General features: G+C 63.6%; 12 protein-coding genes and 1 pseudogene. 7 read left to right on the top strand and 6 right to left on the bottom strand.

Annotation, left to right across the window (positions count from 1 at the left end; genetic code table 11):
- The first annotated feature begins 96 nt into the window (after positions 1 to 96).
- From NKI88_RS28075 to NKI88_RS28065, 3 genes are all read left to right on the top strand, one after another.
- A complete protein-coding gene (locus tag NKI88_RS28075; RefSeq protein ID WP_352658695.1) occupies positions 97 to 1,104 on the top strand; it encodes an iron ABC transporter substrate-binding protein in 1,008 nt (335 codons plus the stop codon).
- Between the two features lie 154 nt (positions 1,105 to 1,258).
- The gene (locus NKI88_RS28070; RefSeq protein WP_352658693.1) at positions 1,259 to 2,830 is read left to right on the top strand and encodes an ABC transporter permease; all 1,572 of its coding nucleotides are present in this window, start codon (positions 1,259 to 1,261) and stop codon (positions 2,828 to 2,830) included.
- On the top strand, positions 2,827 to 3,909 hold the full coding sequence (locus NKI88_RS28065; RefSeq protein WP_023686694.1) for an ABC transporter ATP-binding protein: 1,083 nt from the start codon (positions 2,827 to 2,829) through the stop codon (positions 3,907 to 3,909). The genes NKI88_RS28070 and NKI88_RS28065 overlap by 4 nt, the downstream gene beginning before the upstream one ends.
- A gap of 35 nt (positions 3,910 to 3,944) precedes the next feature.
- Here the strand turns inward: NKI88_RS28065 and NKI88_RS28060 are convergent, their stop codons facing one another.
- From NKI88_RS28060 to ugpB, 4 genes and pseudogenes are all read right to left on the bottom strand, one after another.
- Positions 3,945 to 5,006 (bottom strand): sn-glycerol-3-phosphate import ATP-binding protein UgpC, encoded by a 1,062-nt coding sequence (locus tag NKI88_RS28060; RefSeq protein WP_352658691.1) that lies wholly within the window; start codon positions 5,004 to 5,006, stop codon positions 3,945 to 3,947.
- Between the two features lie 7 nt (positions 5,007 to 5,013).
- Positions 5,014 to 5,862, bottom strand: a complete 849-nt coding sequence (ugpE, locus tag NKI88_RS28055) for a sn-glycerol-3-phosphate ABC transporter permease UgpE (RefSeq protein ID WP_023698704.1) — start codon at positions 5,860 to 5,862, stop codon at positions 5,014 to 5,016.
- 9 nt (positions 5,863 to 5,871) lie between these two features.
- Positions 5,872 to 6,755, bottom strand: a pseudogene (ugpA, locus tag NKI88_RS28050) (sn-glycerol-3-phosphate ABC transporter permease UgpA).
- A 70-nt stretch (positions 6,756 to 6,825) separates the two neighbouring features.
- Positions 6,826 to 8,136, bottom strand: a complete 1,311-nt coding sequence (gene ugpB / locus NKI88_RS28045; RefSeq protein WP_023726977.1) for a sn-glycerol-3-phosphate ABC transporter substrate-binding protein UgpB — start codon at positions 8,134 to 8,136, stop codon at positions 6,826 to 6,828.
- A 479-nt stretch (positions 8,137 to 8,615) separates the two neighbouring features.
- On the opposite strand from ugpB, the gene NKI88_RS28040 reads away from it, so the two are divergent.
- Positions 8,616 to 11,063 carry a bifunctional diguanylate cyclase/phosphodiesterase gene (locus tag NKI88_RS28040; protein WP_352658689.1) on the top strand — a complete coding sequence of 816 codons (2,448 nt, stop codon included), beginning with the start codon at positions 8,616 to 8,618 and terminating at the stop codon, positions 11,061 to 11,063.
- Here the strand turns inward: NKI88_RS28040 and tlpA are convergent.
- Entirely contained in the window at positions 11,060 to 11,752 is a 693-nt protein-coding gene (tlpA, locus tag NKI88_RS28035) for a thiol:disulfide interchange protein TlpA (RefSeq protein ID WP_023694022.1), read from the bottom strand. The two genes, NKI88_RS28040 and tlpA, sit on opposite strands and share 4 nt — an antisense overlap.
- Positions 11,753 to 11,787: 35 nt before the next feature.
- Here tlpA and argH point away from each other — a divergent pair, with 35 nt between their 5' ends.
- The 3 genes from argH to lysA all read left to right on the top strand — a co-directional run bounded on the left by argH (position 11,788) and on the right by lysA (position 14,812).
- Entirely contained in the window at positions 11,788 to 13,188 is a 1,401-nt protein-coding gene (gene argH, locus NKI88_RS28030) for an argininosuccinate lyase (protein ID WP_352658687.1), read from the top strand.
- Between the two features lie 68 nt (positions 13,189 to 13,256).
- A complete protein-coding gene (locus tag NKI88_RS28025) occupies positions 13,257 to 13,463 on the top strand; it encodes a hypothetical protein (protein ID WP_023673325.1) in 207 nt (68 codons plus the stop codon).
- A gap of 80 nt (positions 13,464 to 13,543) precedes the next feature.
- The gene (gene lysA, locus NKI88_RS28020; protein WP_023686702.1) at positions 13,544 to 14,812 is read left to right on the top strand and encodes a diaminopimelate decarboxylase; all 1,269 of its coding nucleotides are present in this window, start codon (positions 13,544 to 13,546) and stop codon (positions 14,810 to 14,812) included.
- A 20-nt stretch (positions 14,813 to 14,832) separates the two neighbouring features.
- Here the strand turns inward: lysA and NKI88_RS28015 are convergent, their stop codons facing one another.
- Positions 14,833 to 15,135, bottom strand: coding sequence for an ArsR/SmtB family transcription factor (locus NKI88_RS28015; RefSeq protein ID WP_023694025.1), 303 nt, complete (start codon positions 15,133 to 15,135; stop codon positions 14,833 to 14,835).
- Positions 15,136 to 15,177 lie beyond the last annotated feature (42 nt).

Genomic DNA, 15,177 nt, shown 5'->3' with positions numbered 1-15,177 from the left:
GACCGATTGAAGCAGCCGAGCAATGTTGACTACTGCTGTCAGGTATCGATAGGTGCAGCCTGCGAAACCAGAACCACCGAGATTGAGGATGACGCCATGAGATACACGCTCTCCACCCTAGCGGGGGCCACAGCGCTGGCCGTGAGCATGATCGCCGGGCCGGCGATGGCCGCGGATGCCGGCATCATCGTCTACAACGCCCAGCATGAGAGCCTGGCCAAGGAATGGGTCGAAGGTTTCACCAAGGAAACCGGCATCAAGGTCACGCTGCGCAATGGCGGCGACAGCGATTTCTCCAACCAGATCGTCGCCGAGGGCGCTTCTTCGCCGGCCGACGTGTTCCTGACCGAGAACTCGCCGGCCATGACTCTGGTCGAAGCGGCGGGCCTTTTCGCGCCGGTCGACGCCGACACGCTGGCGCAAGTCCCGGCCGAATTCCAGCCGAGCAGCGGCAAATGGGTGGGTGTCGCGGCGCGCAGCACCGTCTTTGCCTACAACAAGACCAAGCTCACGGCCGAAAAGCTGCCCAAATCGATGCTCGATCTCGCCGATCCCGCCTGGAAAGGCCGCTGGGCAGCCTCGCCTTCCGGCGCCGATTTTCAGGCCATCGTCAGCGCGCTGCTCGAGCTCAAGGGCGAAGCCGCAACCGCCGACTGGCTGAAGGCCATGAAGGAGAATTTCACCGCCTACAAGGGCAACGGCACGGTGATGAAGGCGGTCAATGCCGGCGAGACCGAAGCCGGAATCATCTACCACTATTACTATTTCGGCGATCAGGCAAAGACCGGCGAAAACAGCAAGAACGTCGAACTGCATTATTTCAAGAACCAGGATCCCGGCGCTTTCGTCTCGATCTCCGGCGGCGGCGTGCTCGCCTCGAGCAAACACCCGAAGGAAGCCCAGGCGTTCCTCAAATGGGTGACCGGCAAAGGCGGCCAGGACGTGCTGAAGACCGGCACGTCCTTCGAATACGCTATCGGCAAGGACGCGCAGTCCAATCCCAGGCTGGTGCCGCTGGCCGATCTGCAGGCACCGAAGGTCGATCCGGCGACACTGAACTCCAAGAAGGTGACGGACCTGATGACGGCAGCCGGCTTGCTTTAGTCCGCGTTCGTCCTAAAAGGGCAACGATTGCGCTCCTGCCGGACTTTCCGCAGGAGCGCTCTGTTTTCGAGATGGCATTGTCCATGACGACACATTGCGTTTCCGGCCGCGCCTGCGGCGCCCCCGCCCCGGCGGCAGTGGCGCGGTCGAGCTGATGCAATCTGCGGTCGATCTCGCACGTTCAGGCCAGACAGTCAGGCGGTCCCGCCGGCAGCCCATGTCCTGGATCGCGCTTGCCGCCATAATCGTCTCGCTGCTGTCGCTGCTGCCGCTCGCGTTCATCATCTGGATCGGTGTGCAGATCGGCTGGGACACTGCTTCGGCCCTGGTCTTCCGGCCGCGCGTCGGCGAACTCCTGGTCAACACCGTGCTTCTGGTGGCGCTCACCGTGCCGATCGCCACCGTGCTGTCGGTGACGCTGGCATGGCTGACCGAGCGCAGCGACCTGCCAGGCGCCCGCCTCTGGGCCTGGCTGTCGGTAGCGCCGCTTGCCATCCCCGCCTTCGTGCACTCCTATGCCTGGATTACCCTGGTGCCGGGACTGCATGGTCTGTGGGCCGGCGTGCTGGTGTCGGTCCTTGCCTATTTCCCATTCCTCTATTTGCCACTAGCGGCCGCATTGCGCCGGCTGGATCCCGCCCTGGAAGATGCGGCCGCAGCGCTTGGCCTCGGACCATGGCGCGTGTTTTGGCGCGTCGTGCTGCCGCAGCTCAGGCTCGCCATTTGCGGCGGTGCGCTGCTGGTTGGACTTCATCTGCTTGCCGAATATGGCCTCTATGTCTTCATCCGCTTCGACACTTTCACCACCGCGATCGTCGACCAGTTCCAGTCGACCTTCAACGGCCCCGCCGCCAACATGCTGGCCGGCGTCCTGGTGACATGCTGCTTCGTGCTGCTCGCTCTGGAGGTGCTGGTGCGCGGCGAAGAGCGCTATGCCCGCGTCGGCTCAGGCGCGGCGCGCCACCGGCAGCGCTCGAGGCTCGGGCGCGCCACGCTGGCTTGCCTGGCTCTGCCTGCCGTCACCACGCTGCTCGCCATCGGCGTGCCCTTCGTCACCATCGGCCGCTGGCTGGTCGCCGGAGGCGCCGATGTCTGGCGTTTGGACGAGATCGGCCTGGCGCTTGGCCAGACGCTGTTCCTGGCGCTGGCCGGCGCCTTGCTTGCGACCATCGCCGCCATGCCGATGGCCTGGATCTCGATCCGCGCGCCGGGACCGCTGCAGCGGCTGCTCGAAGGCTGCAACTACATTGTCGGTTCGCTGCCCGGCGTGGTCATCGCGCTGGCCTTGGTCACCATTACCGTGCGCATCGCCATGCCGCTCTACCAGACGCTGTTCACAATCCTGGTCGCCTATGCCCTGATGTTCCTGCCGCGCGCCTTGATCAGCCTCAGAGCCTCGATCGCACAGGCGCCGGTCGAGCTCGAACGCGCCGCCGCCAGCCTTGGCCGGCCGCCGCTGAAGGCGCTTTGGTCGACAACGATTCGCCTGTCGGCGCCGGGGGCTGCGGCCGGCATGGCGCTGGTCGCGCTCGGCATCATGAACGAGCTGACCGCCACCCAGATGCTGGCGCCCAACGGCACGCGCACGCTGGCCATGGCGTTCTGGTCCTATAGCGGCGAGATCGACTATGCCTCCGCCGCCCCTTACGCCTTCATCATGGTGGCGATGTCGCTGCCGCTGACCTGGCTGCTCTATGTCCAGTCGAAACGGATGGCCGGGCGATGAGCTTTCTCGAAATCAGTGGCCTCACCAAGCACTACGGCCCGGTCGCAGCCCTTGCCGGCATCGAGCTCAGCGCCGCAAGCGGCAGTCGCACCGCGATCGTCGGCCCGTCCGGCTGCGGCAAGACGACGTTGCTGCGGCTGATCGCCGGCTTCGAGGCGCCCGACCAGGGCCGCGTCGTGCTCGACGGCGAGGTGCTGGCCAATGGCGGCCATGCGGTGCCGGCGCACCGCCGCGGCATCGGCCTGGTGGCGCAGGACGGCGCCCTGTTCCCGCATCTCAGCATCGGCGACAATATCGGCTTTGGCATGGCCCGCGGCGAGGACCAGCGCGCCGAGCGCATCGCCGAGCTCGCCTATACCGTCGGGCTGGACAAGGCGATCCTCAAGCGCCGCCCGCACCAGCTCTCCGGCGGCCAGCAGCAGCGCGTGGCGCTGGCCCGCGCCATGGCGATGAAGCCCAGGCTGATGCTTCTCGACGAACCGTTCTCGGCGCTCGACACCGGTCTGCGCGCCTCGATGCGCAAGGCGGTCGCCGAACTACTCGAAGCCGCCGGCATCACCACCATCCTGGTCACCCACGACCAGGCCGAGGCGCTGTCCTTCGCCAGCCAGGTGGCGGTCATGCGCGACGGAAAGTTCTCTCAGATCGGCACACCGCGAGAACTCTATCTGCAGCCGAAAGACCGCATGGTTGCCGAGTTTCTTGGCGACGCCATCATCTTGCCGGCAAAGATTTCAGGCGGCTTCGCCACCTCCTCGCTTGGTCGCATAGCCGTCGACTCGAAGGAGCGGCGCGACATCGCCCGCATCATGCTGCGACCGGAGCAGGTGCAGGTAAAGCGCACGTCGCGCGAAGGCATGTCGGGTCCTGCGGGCACGATATTCGCCGAGGTGACGGACTCGGAATTCGCAGGCTCGATGTGCACCATTGCCGTGCGGCTGTTGAACAACCCCGATCCGCCGGACGCCGCGGCGATCGGCAGCACACCGCTGACCTTACGCAAGCCGGGAATCGACGCACCTGCCGTCGGCGAGATCGTGCGTCTGACCGTTTCCGGCAAGGCGCATGTCTTCGCCTGAACTGCCGATGCGTCGGATTGGCGCGAGCGGCTGCGTCAATCGACTCGTTTCCCAGCATTGTCGAACCAATGCAGCTTCTCGGCCTTGGCCACGACGCGCAGTTGATCGCCGGGTTTGGCCGTGGCGCGGCCGGCCACACGCACGACGATGCGGTTGCCGCCGGCGGCACAGTGAAGAAAGCTTTCGGCTCCCACAGGTTCGACCGCCTCGACCGCCGCAGGCAGAATAAGCGCGCCGGATGATGCCTCGGCACTGAAGGTGACGTCGGCATCCTCAGGGCGGAAGCCAAGCGTGGCGGCGTTCGTAGGCGCGAAGTCAACCGTCTTGCCGTCGGTCAGCGCCGGACCAGCCGGTCCTTGCGAAAGAGGCAGAAGGTTCATCGGCGGCGCTCCGATGAAGGAGGCGACGAAGGTCGATGCCGGCTTCTCGTAGATGTCGAGCGGCGCGCCCGTCTGCTCGACCAACCCGCCATTCATGACGACGAGAATATCGGCCAGCGTCATCGCCTCAAGCTGGTCGTGGGTGACGTAGACCGAGGTGACACCGAGCGAGCGCTGCAAATTCTTGATTTCGACCCGCATCTGGCCGCGCAGTTTGGCGTCGAGGTTGGAAAGCGGTTCGTCGAACAGGAAGACTTTTGGATTGCGCACGATTGCGCGACCCATGGCCACGCGCTGGCGCTGGCCGCCGGAAAGCTCGCGCGGGCGCCGGTCGAGCAGCGCCGTGAGCTCCAGCACCTTGGCGGTCGAGCGAACCCTGCTGTCGATCTCGTCCTTGGGAGTACCCCGGTTGCGCAACCCGTAGGCCATGTTGTCGTAGACCTTCATATGTGGATAGAGCGCATAGTTCTGGAACACCATGGCGATGTCGCGCTCGGTCGGACCGATCGTGTTGACGATCTTGCCGTCGATGGCGACGGTGCCGGAAGAAATGGTCTCAAGCCCGGCGATCATCCGCAGCAGCGTGGACTTGCCGCAGCCGGACGGCCCAACCAGCACGCAAAGCTCCTTGTCGGGAATGGCGATGGAGACACCCCTCACCGCCTCGACGCCGCTGGGATAGACCTTCTTCACATCCTTCAGATCGACGGTCGCCATCGGCTTCTCACTTTTCGGAATCGACAAGTCCGCGCACGAACCAGCGTTGCATCAGCACCACGATCAGGATCGGCGGCAGGATGGCCAGCATCGCGGTGACCATGACCAGATGCCATTGCGTATCGGCATCGGCGAAGGAAACCATCTTTCTAAGGGCGATGACGATGGTGTTCATGTCGTTGCTGTTGGTGACGAGCAGCGGCCACAGATACTGCGTCCAGCCATAAATGAAGAGGATGACGAACAGCGCCGCGATGTTGGTGCGCGACAGCGGCAACAGGATGTCGAAAAAGAAGCGCCATGGTCCGGCGCCGTCGACACGCGCCGCTTCCACCAACTCACCTGGAATGGTCATGAAGAACTGGCGAAACAGAAGCGTGGCGGTGGCCGAGGCGATCAGCGGAATGATCAGGCCGGCATAGGTGTCGATCATGCCGAGATCGACCATCACCTTGTAGGTCGGCAGGATGCGCACCTCGACGGGAAGCATCAGCGTGATGAAGATCAGCCAGAAGAAGACCATCCGAAGCGGAAAACGGAAGAACACGATCGCATAGGCCGAAAGGATCGAGATGAAAATCTTCCCCACCGCGATGCCGAGCGCCATGATCGTGGTGTTGAGCAGCAATCGGCCGACACTGACGCCGCCGATGCGGCCGACACCGCCGAACAGCGCCTCGCTGTAATTGTTCCAGACCTGGTCGCCGGGCAAAAGAGGCAATGGCGGCTTGAGGATGGTCTGCAGCGTCTGCGTGGAGGCAACGAAGGTGTAGTAGATCGGGAAAGCGACGATCAGGATGCCCAGGATGAGCACGGCGTGGGCGATGAGGGCGCGAAGCGGGGACTGACCAATCATCGCTCGCGCTCAACCGTAGTGGACTTTGCGTTCCACATAGCGGAACTGGATGGCCGTGAGTGAGATGACGATGACCATCAGGATGACCGACTGCGCGGCCGAATCGCCGAGGATCAAATTGACGAACCGTCATTGTAGACCTTGTAGACCAGCGTCTCGGTGGCCTTGCCCGGCCCGCCGCCGGTGACCGCATGGACGATACCGAAAGTGTCGAACAGCGCATAGACCGTGTTGACGACCAGCAGGAAGAAGGTCGTCGGCGCGAGCAGCGGGAAAACGATGGTCCAGAAGCGCTTCGTCTCCCCGGCGCCGTCCATGGCCGCCGCCTCTATCAACGTCTTCGGCACTGCCTGCAGCCCGGCGACGAAGAACAGGAAATTGTAGCTGATCTGCTTCCAGGCAGCCGCAGACACCAGCAGGATCATGGCTTGGTTGCCGTTAAGCAAGGGATCCCAGGCGATGCCGAGACCTCTCAAGGCGTAGGCCAGCGAACCGATCGAGGGGTTGAACAGAAACAGCCACAACATGCCGGCAATCGCCGGCGCCACCGCATACGGCCAGATCAGCAGCGTGCGATAGAGGCCTTTGCCGCGCACCACCTTCTCGGCCATGACGGCAAGCAACAGGGCCACACCCATGGCGACGATCGCGGTCGCCAGAGAGAACACCAGCGTAACTTTGATCGAGTTGAGGTAGGCCGGGTCGGCCAGCACCTTGCGAAAATTGGCGAGCCCGACGAACTTGCTCTTCAGCCCGAACGGATCTTCCCTGAGCATCGACTGGTAGAGCGCCTGCCCGGTCGGCCAGTAGAAAAAGATCAGCGTAATGGCGAGTTGCGGCGCCACCAGCAGGTAAGGCAGGGTCTTGTTGGGAAAGACGACGCGTGGAGACAGGGTGATTCCCTCACTATTCAGGAAATCGTCCACGCGGGTCCGCGTGGACGAGGTTCAACTGACAATCGCTTCAGTTTCCGATCGCTTCTTGAATCGCCTTGTTGCCGCGTGCGACCGCGTTGTCGAGCGCCTGCTGCGCAGTCTGCTGGCCGGCCAGCATCTTCTCGAACTCCTCATTCTCGATGTCGCGCACCTGCGGCAGGTTGACGAGGCGCACGCCCTTCGAGTTCTCGGTCGGCGCCTTGCCCAGCATCTGCAGGATCGGCGTCTCACGGCCCGGGTTCTTGTCATAGAAGCCGGACTTCTTGGTCGCCTCATAGGCAGCGAGCGTCACCGGCAGATAACCCGACTTCTGATGCAGATACTCCTGCACTTCGGTCTTGGACAGGTAGGAGAAGAACGCCGCGACGCCCTTGTATTCCTCGTCCGATTTGTTGCCGAACACCCACAGGCTGGCGCCGCCCGGCGTGGTGTTCTGGGGCGCGCCCTTGGCGTCACTATCATAGGGAAGCTGGCCGATGCCGTAGTTCATGCCCGACTTGACGATGTCACCGAGACCCCCCGACGATTCGGTGAAGATGCCGCATTCTCCGGCAAGAAAGATCTGCTTGGCTTCGGATGTACGGCCGCCATATTTGAAGGTGCCGTCCTTGGCCAGGTCGGCGAGCGCCTGGAAATGATTGACGAAGATCGGCGCATTGATCTTGAGCTCGACGTCGGTTCCGGCAAGTCCGTTCTGGTTGGTGCCATAGGAAACGTCATTCCAGGCAGCGAAGGCCTCAAGGTGGATCCAGGTCAACCAGGTCGAGGTATAGCCGCAGGAAGCGGCGCCGCTCGCCTTGATCTTCTTGGCGGCTTCCCACACCTCGTTCCAGGTCTTTGGCGGATTGTTCACATCAAGCCCGGCCTTCTGGAAGATATCCTTGTTGTAGTAGAGGATGGGCGACGAGGAATTATAGGGGAAGGACAGCATGGTCCCGTCCGGCTTCGAATAGTAGCCGACGATGCCGGGCAAATACTGGCTCTTGTCGAAGGTCACGCCGGCGCTGGTCAGCACATCGGCCACCGGCTTGATCGCACCTTCGGCGGCCATCATGACGCCGGTACCCACGTCGAACACCTGGATGATGTCGGGCGCTTGCCCCGCACGAAAGGCAGCGATGCCGGCATTCAGCGTTTCGGGATAGGTGCCCTTGAAAACAGGGAGAATTTCATAGTCGCTCTGGCTGGCATTGAAATCCTTGGCGATCTTGTCGACCACCTCGGCATTGGCGCCGGTCATTGCATGCCACCAACTGATCTGGGTGGCGGTGAAGGCGGAGGTGGTGGAAAGCAGGGTCAAGGTGGCGGCAACACCGGCCGCAAAGCCGAACAACTTCATGTTTCATCTCCCGTTTGTCATTGGCGAAAGGGGCGCTCCCGCGAACGCAATATGTGTCGCTGATGACAATCGGACAACGGATTTGTTGCTGTTTCGTGAATTTCATACCCGGCTAACTTCGCGCCCCCTCGCCTTGCAACGAGGACAGAGAGAAATGCCAAGCCGGCTCAGCGATAGAATGGGGCATGGTGGGCCTGCAAGGATCGCCGACCGCCCAGCGATGCGTGAAGGGCCCGCGTGACAGCGCCACGCACCTGCACCGTGCGGCCGCCAAACCGGCGCTCGGCCAGATCGAGATCGGCCGAGCGGCATCGCGCCAGGCGCTGCTGTAACCGTGCGTCTGGAATGAGACAGGATCGCCGCAACGTACAACCCGAAAAACCCGCTGTAGTTGTAGTTCGCATAACCGATTCTTCGTCAAGCGTGGCATACTATTCAAGTGGACGGCTTGATTGCTGTGGGAGAGCAGGTGGGGCGAGATGCTGACGGTCTATAATTGTATCGTGCATGAGCACGATCTGAGACTGGTCGCACTGGCAGCGCTCATTTGCGGTATTTCTTCCTTCTCGGCGGTCAACCTGCTTCGCCATGTCGACCGCTCGAGCGAGCGCAACCGCTATACCTGGCTGATGATAGCAGCCACTTCCACCGGCTTCGGTATCTGGGCGACGCATTTCATCGCAATGCTTGCCTTTTCTCCCGGAATCCCCAACGCCTACAATACGGAAATGTCGGCGCTTTCGCTCGCCGGTTCCGTCGCCCTGACCGCTGCGGGCATGTGGATCGCCACCTTGCGCCGGGGCATCGACTACCCTCTGGTCGGCGGCGCGGTCCTCGGCGCTGGTATCGCCGCCATGCACTATATCGGCATGGCCGCCTTCGAGGTCGAAGGGCGCATCGTCTGGAACCCGCTGCTGGTCGGCGTCTCGGTGCTGACAGGCGTCACCCTCGCCGCGCTGGCGCTGCTGGTCGTGTTGCGACGGCCGTCCATGCAGGCCACAATCGCCGCCGCCATCCTGTTGACGCTGGCGATCTGCAGCCTGCACTTCATCGCCATGGGCGCGGTGTCGATCTTCCCGGACTCCTCCATCGAGATATCGCAGTTCACGGTCGAACCGGTGTCGCAGGCCTTCGCCGCCGCTGCAGTCAGCATGGCTATCCTGGTGCTTTCAGCCGCAGCATTGTGGATCGACCTTCGCTTCCGGCGTCACAAGCTCGAGGCCGAGCGCATGCACGGCCTCGCCAACGCCGCCGTCGAGGGGCTGATCGTCTGCGACGGCGCCCGCATCGTCAGCGCCAATGACAGCATCGCGGCACTCACCGGCATTGCGCCGGAAGTGCTGAACGCGATGCTGCTTGGCGACCTCTTCGGCGAACGCACCGCGGCCGGCATGTCCGACTGCAGCGGACAGGCACAGGAAGCCGAACTCAGAGCCCATGACGGCGCCACCATCCCCGTCGAACTTATCGCCAGAAGCATCGACTATTGCGGCAAGCGGCACAGCGTGGTCGCCGTGCGCGACATCCGCGAACGCAGGAAGGCCGAGCAGGAGATCCTGCGCCTCGCCCATTTCGACCCGCTGACCGGGCTCCCCAACCGCCGCAGTTTCTCCGGCCGGCTCGAGGCCGAAATTGCCGCAATGGACCGCGGCGGCAAGGGTGGGCATCTTGCGCTGCTGCTGCTCGACCTCGACCGCTTCAAGGAAGTGAACGACCTGTTCGGGCATGGCGCCGGCGATGCCATGCTGCAGAAGGTGGCGCTATGCGGCTCCGCCGTGCTCCGCCACGGACAGATGCTGGCGCGTCTCGGCGGCGACGAGTTCGCCATCATCGCTCCGAACCTTCCCGATCCGCAGGCGGCCGGCCGCATCGCCGAGGCGGTGCTGGCGGCCATGCGCGAGGAAAACCGGCTGTCGGTCGGTGGCGGGCTGGTGTCGGCCAGCATCGGCATTGCACTTTATCCGCTCGACGCCGATGAGCCGACACTCCTGGTCAGCCACGCCGACACCGCGCTCTACCGCGCCAAGGCCGAGGGCAAGGACACCTACCGTTACTTCGAGGCCTCGATGGGCGCCGAGGCGCGAGACCGGCGCGTGATGGAGCACGAACTGCGCCAGGCCATGGCGCGCGATGAGTTTCGCCTCGTCTACCAGCCACAAAAGGAGATCAGCAGCGGGCGGATGGTCGGGTTCGAAGCGCTGATCCGCTGGCGCCATCCGCAGCGCGGCGACGTGTCGCCGGCGACCTTCATCCCGGTGGCCGAAGACAGCGGCGTCATCATCCAGATCGGCGAATGGGTGCTGGCGACGGCCTGCGCCGAGGCTGCGCGCTGGAAGAACCCTCTCACCGTCGCGGTCAATGTCTCGGCGGTGCAGCTCCACAATCCGAATTTCAGCCGCAAGGTGCATGAAGTCCTGCTCGGCTCCGGCCTGACGCCCGGCAGGCTCGAACTCGAGATCACCGAAACGGCGCTGGTCAAGGACATGCCGCGCGCGCTGGCGACCTTGCGCCAGGTGAAGGCGCTTGGCGTGCGTGTGGCGATGGACGATTTCGGCACCGGCTACTCCTCGCTGTCCAATCTCCGCGCCTTCCCCTTCGACAAGATCAAGATCGACGGCTCATTCATCAAATCAGTCGACAGCAACGGCCAGGTGGCAGCCATCGTGCGCGCCGTTCTGGGGCTTGGCCGCGGTCTCGGCCTGCCGGTTCTGGCCGAGGGCGTCGAGACGCTGGGCGAGCTGAAATTCCTCGACGCCGAGGCCTGCGAGATTGGCCAGGGCTACTATCTAGGCCGGCCGAGCCCGATCGAGGCGTTCAGCGAACTGACCGGCGTCGCGGCGCCGGCGGCACACGACGACGCCAGCGTCAAACAACGCGGCGGCAGCATCTTGATGCTGCCGCCGGCGGCGGCCCTGCGCTCATCCTAAGGGGCGAGTGCGGCCTCGACCAAGCGCTTGGCATCCGGTCCCGACCATTCGGCCGGTCCGTTCATATGCGCGATCAGGCAGCCTTCGCCGTCGATCAGCATGGTGACGGGGAGGCCTAGCGCCAAGCCACGCGTCTTGACGTCGTTGAACAGCGCCAGCGTCGAATCGCGGTAGTAGCCGAGCGACCCGATGCCGATATCGGCTAGGAACTTCTTCGGCTTCACATCGTCGCCGGCATCGACATTGACCGCGACCACTTCGAAGGCATCGCTGCCCTTTTCCTTCTGCAGCGTATCGAGCGCCGGCATTTCGGCGCGGCAGGGCGCGCACCACGTCGCCCACAAGTTGAGCAGCACGGTCTTGCCGACATGATCGGCGATCGTCATCGGCTTGCCGTCTGGGCCGTTGAAGGCGAGGCTTTTCAGCGATTGCGGCGGATCGGCGGGCAGCAATGCCGCCACCTGGCCGGTGGCTGCGGCGGCAACCTTTTTGGCGCGGTCGCTCTTGGCGGCGCAGGCGACATCGTCCTTGCTGTTGCCCGCGCCGGCCGCAGGTGCGCTGCCGGTGGCTGCGTTGTTGCCAGACCCGCTCTCGCTGACATATACCGCGACCGCGCCGGCCAGCACGCCCGCCACCAAAGCGGCGAGGATCAGGCGCGGGGCCGGGAAGTATCTGTTACCGTCTGCCATTTTTCTAAGACTGCTCCGGAGCACGGGTTATAGCGATGAGCGACAAGAAGGCCAGCAACCAGATGTGGGGCGGACGTTTTGCCTCGGGTCCGGCCGCGATCATGGAAGCGATCAACGCATCGATTTCGTTCGACCGCAAACTCTATGCCCAAGACATAAGAGGTTCGGTCGCCCACAGCGAGATGTTGGCTGAAACGGGCATTATTTCGGCGGCCGATCAAGAAAAAATCGCTCACGGGCTGAACACGATCCTGAAAGAGATCGAGGCCGGCACGTTCGAGTTCTCGACCCGGCTGGAAGACATTCACATGAACATCGAGGCCCGCCTTGCCGATCTGATCGGCCCGGCCGCCGGCCGCCTGCACACGGCGCGGTCACGCAACGACCAGGTGGCGGTGGATCTCCGGCTCTGGGTCAAGGACGAGTGCTTTCGCGTCGCCGAGGCGCTGAAGGGGCTGATCTCAGCCTTGCTCGATCGCGCCGAGGAGCATGCGGCGACCGTGATGCCCGGCTTCACCCACATGCAGGCGGCTCAGCCGGTGACCTTCGGCCACCATTGCATGGCCTATGTCGAGATGTTTTCGCGCGACCTGTCGCGCGTCCGCGACGCCATCGAGCGGATGGATGAAAGCCCGCTCGGCGCGGCAGCGCTTGCCGGCACCAGTTTTCCGATCGATCGCCACAAGACCGCCAAGGCGCTCGGCTTCCGCGAGCCGATGCGCAATTCGTTGGACAGCGTCTCCGACCGCGATTTCGCGCTGGAGTTTTTGAGCCTGGTGGCGATCTCCGCCACGCATCTGTCGCGGCTCGCCGAAGAAATCATCATCTGGTCGACGCCGCAATTCGGCTTTGTCAGACTGTCGGACAGTTTCTCCACCGGCTCCTCAATCATGCCGCAGAAGAAGAACCCGGACGCCGCCGAACTGGTGCGCGGCAAGACCGGCCGCGTCACCGGCCATCTCGTCGGGCTGCTGACGGTGATGAAGGGCATGCCGCTGACCTATGGCAAGGACATGCAGGAAGACAAGGAATCGGTCTTCGACGCCGCCGAGACGCTCGATCTGATGCTGGCGGCGATGACCGGCATGGTGCGCGACATGACGGTCAATGCCGCCGCCATGAAGAAGGCCGCCAGCTCGGGCCACGCGACCGCGACCGACCTCGCCGACTGGCTGGTGCGAACGCTGGGCCTGCCCTTCCGTGAGGCACACCATGTCACCGGCGGCGCAGTGGCGTTGGCCGAAGAGAAGAAGGTGAGCCTTGAAAAGATGTCGCTGGAGGATCTGCAGTCGATCAACCCCGGCATCACGGCAGACATCTTCTCGGTTCTGGCGGTGCAGAATTCGGTGAAGAGCCGCACCAGTTTCGGCGGCACGGCGCCGTCGGAGGTCAGGAAGCAGATCCGCAGCTGGAAAAAGCGCATCGCCAAGGCATGATGCCGGGGTGCAATGCGCCTAAAACTCGGTTAAAAGCGCAGCACATAAAGTTTCGGACGGATGGATCGATGACCGCAAGCAGGATTTTGGTGACGCTGACGCTGCTGACGGCGATGGCTGCCGTGACCGCTTGCGGCCGTAAGGCTGGTCTCGACACGCCCTATGAAGCGGCCGTCCAGGCCCGCAAGGACGCCGAGCGCGCCAAACAGCCGGTGCCGCCGGAGCCGGAAAAACCGGTCGTGGACAAGAAATTCATCCTCGACCCGCTGATCTAGGGCCGATGAGACCGGCTTGCTCTTTCTGACCAGGTCTCGTGCTAACCAGGTCTCGTGCTCCAACTTCCGGAAACACTCTCGTGAACCATTTCGATTACCGCGACGGCGTGCTCCATGCCGAGGACGTGGCGATACCAGACATCGCCGCAAGCGTCGGCACGCCGTTCTATTGTTATTCGACGGCAACCTTGACCAGACACTACCGGGTGTTCGCCGGGGCCTTTGCCGGGCTCGACACGCTGGTCTGTTACGCCTTGAAGGCGAATTCCAACCAGGCGGTGCTGCGGACGCTGGCAAAGCTCGGCGCCGGCGCCGATACCGTCTCGGAAGGCGAAATGCGCCGCGCGCTCGCCGCCGGAATCCCGGCCAACAAGATCGTGTTTTCCGGTGTCGGCAAGACCGCGCGCGAGATGGATTTCGCGCTCGAGGCCGGCATTCTCTGCTTCAATGTCGAATCCGAGCCGGAGCTTGAATTACTGTCGGCCCGCGCCACCGCGCTCGGCAAGGTGGCGCCGGTGTCGCTGCGCATCAACCCGGATGTCGACGCCAGGACGCACAGGAAGATCTCCACCGGCAAGGCCGAGAACAAGTTCGGCATTCCCTGGCAACGGGCGCGCCAGGTCTATGCCCGCGCGGCCGGGCTGCCGGGCACCAAGCCCCTCGGCATCGATACCCATATCGGCAGCCAGATCACCGAGTTGCAGCCCTTTGACGATGCTTTCGCGCTTCTGGCGGAACTGGTCGGCGCGCTGCGCGCCGATGGCCACGCCGTCGAGCATGTCGATCTCGGCGGCGGCCTCGGCATCCCCTACCGCACCGACAACAGCCCGCCGCCTTTGCCCGATGCCTATGCCGAGATCGTCAGGAAGCATCTGACAAAGCTTGGAGTGAAGGTGATGTTCGAGCCGGGCCGGCTGATCGTCGGCAATGCCGGCATCATGGTCTCGGAAGTGATCTTCGTGAAGGAAGGCGACGCCAAGAACTTCCTCGTCGTCGACGCCGCCATGAACGATCTGATCCGGCCGACGCTCTACGATGCCTTCCACGACATCAAGCCGGTGGTGCAGCCGCCGGCCGACACGCCGCGCATGGCGGTCGACGTCGTCGGCCCGGTCTGCGAGACAGGCGACTATCTCGGCCTCGACCGTGACCTGCCCCGGCTCAAGTCTGGCGACCTAATTGCCGTCACCACCGCCGGCGCCTATGGCGCGGTGCAATCCGGCACCTACAACACCCGCCTACTTGTGCCTGAGGTTCTGGTCGACGGCGACCGTTTCCATGTCGTACGCCGGCGCCAGACCTATGACGAGCTGATCGGCCTGGATTCGGTGCCCGACTGGCTTGCATAGGAGCCGCCACGGCGGCTGCGCTACAGCCGGTTTTGGATGAGCATCCTTGTGTCGGCGATCCTGTCCTCGTCGCGGCGGTAGAACGTCCATTGCTTGATGCGCTTGGGGCGCAGCAGGCCCGCCTGGGTAAGCACGCGCATATGTTCGGAGAGCGTCGCCTGAGTAATGCCGAGCTTCTCCGCGATCAGCAGCGCGCAAACGCCGTCCTCGACCAGATCGCCGTCTGCCTGGGCCGGGAAATGCGCCTGCGGATCCTTCAGCCAGTCGAGGATCTGCAGCCTGCGTTCATTGGCGATCGCCTTGAAGACATCAACCTCTTGCATTTAGCCATTTTGCCAAGTTACTAATTGCTGTCAATCCCAAGG

Source organism: Mesorhizobium sp. M0317 (assembly GCF_040321555.1).
Classification (GTDB): domain Bacteria; phylum Pseudomonadota; class Alphaproteobacteria; order Rhizobiales; family Rhizobiaceae; genus Mesorhizobium.
Note: the sequence above shows the minus strand (reverse complement) of the source record. Positions and strands in the feature narration are given on the sequence as shown.

Bases quoted from the DNA above. Each gene is read 5' to 3' on its own strand.
- NKI88_RS28075 (WP_352658695.1), top strand. From the start codon at position 97: ATGAGATACACGCTCTCCACCCTAGCGGGGGCCACAGCGCTGGCCGTG.
- NKI88_RS28070 (WP_352658693.1), top strand. From the start codon at position 1,259: ATGCAATCTGCGGTCGATCTCGCACGTTCAGGCCAGACAGTCAGGCGG.
- NKI88_RS28065 (WP_023686694.1), top strand. From the start codon at position 2,827: ATGAGCTTTCTCGAAATCAGTGGCCTCACCAAGCACTACGGCCCGGTC.
- NKI88_RS28060 (WP_352658691.1), bottom strand. From the start codon at position 5,006: ATGGCGACCGTCGATCTGAAGGATGTGAAGAAGGTCTATCCCAGCGGC.
- ugpE (WP_023698704.1), bottom strand. From the start codon at position 5,862: ATGATTGGTCAGTCCCCGCTTCGCGCCCTCATCGCCCACGCCGTGCTC.
- ugpB (WP_023726977.1), bottom strand. From the start codon at position 8,136: ATGAAGTTGTTCGGCTTTGCGGCCGGTGTTGCCGCCACCTTGACCCTG.
- NKI88_RS28040 (WP_352658689.1), top strand. From the start codon at position 8,616: ATGCTGACGGTCTATAATTGTATCGTGCATGAGCACGATCTGAGACTG.
- tlpA (WP_023694022.1), bottom strand. From the start codon at position 11,752: ATGGCAGACGGTAACAGATACTTCCCGGCCCCGCGCCTGATCCTCGCC.
- argH (WP_352658687.1), top strand. From the start codon at position 11,788: ATGAGCGACAAGAAGGCCAGCAACCAGATGTGGGGCGGACGTTTTGCC.
- NKI88_RS28025 (WP_023673325.1), top strand. From the start codon at position 13,257: ATGACCGCAAGCAGGATTTTGGTGACGCTGACGCTGCTGACGGCGATG.
- NKI88_RS28015 (WP_023694025.1), bottom strand. From the start codon at position 15,135: ATGCAAGAGGTTGATGTCTTCAAGGCGATCGCCAATGAACGCAGGCTG.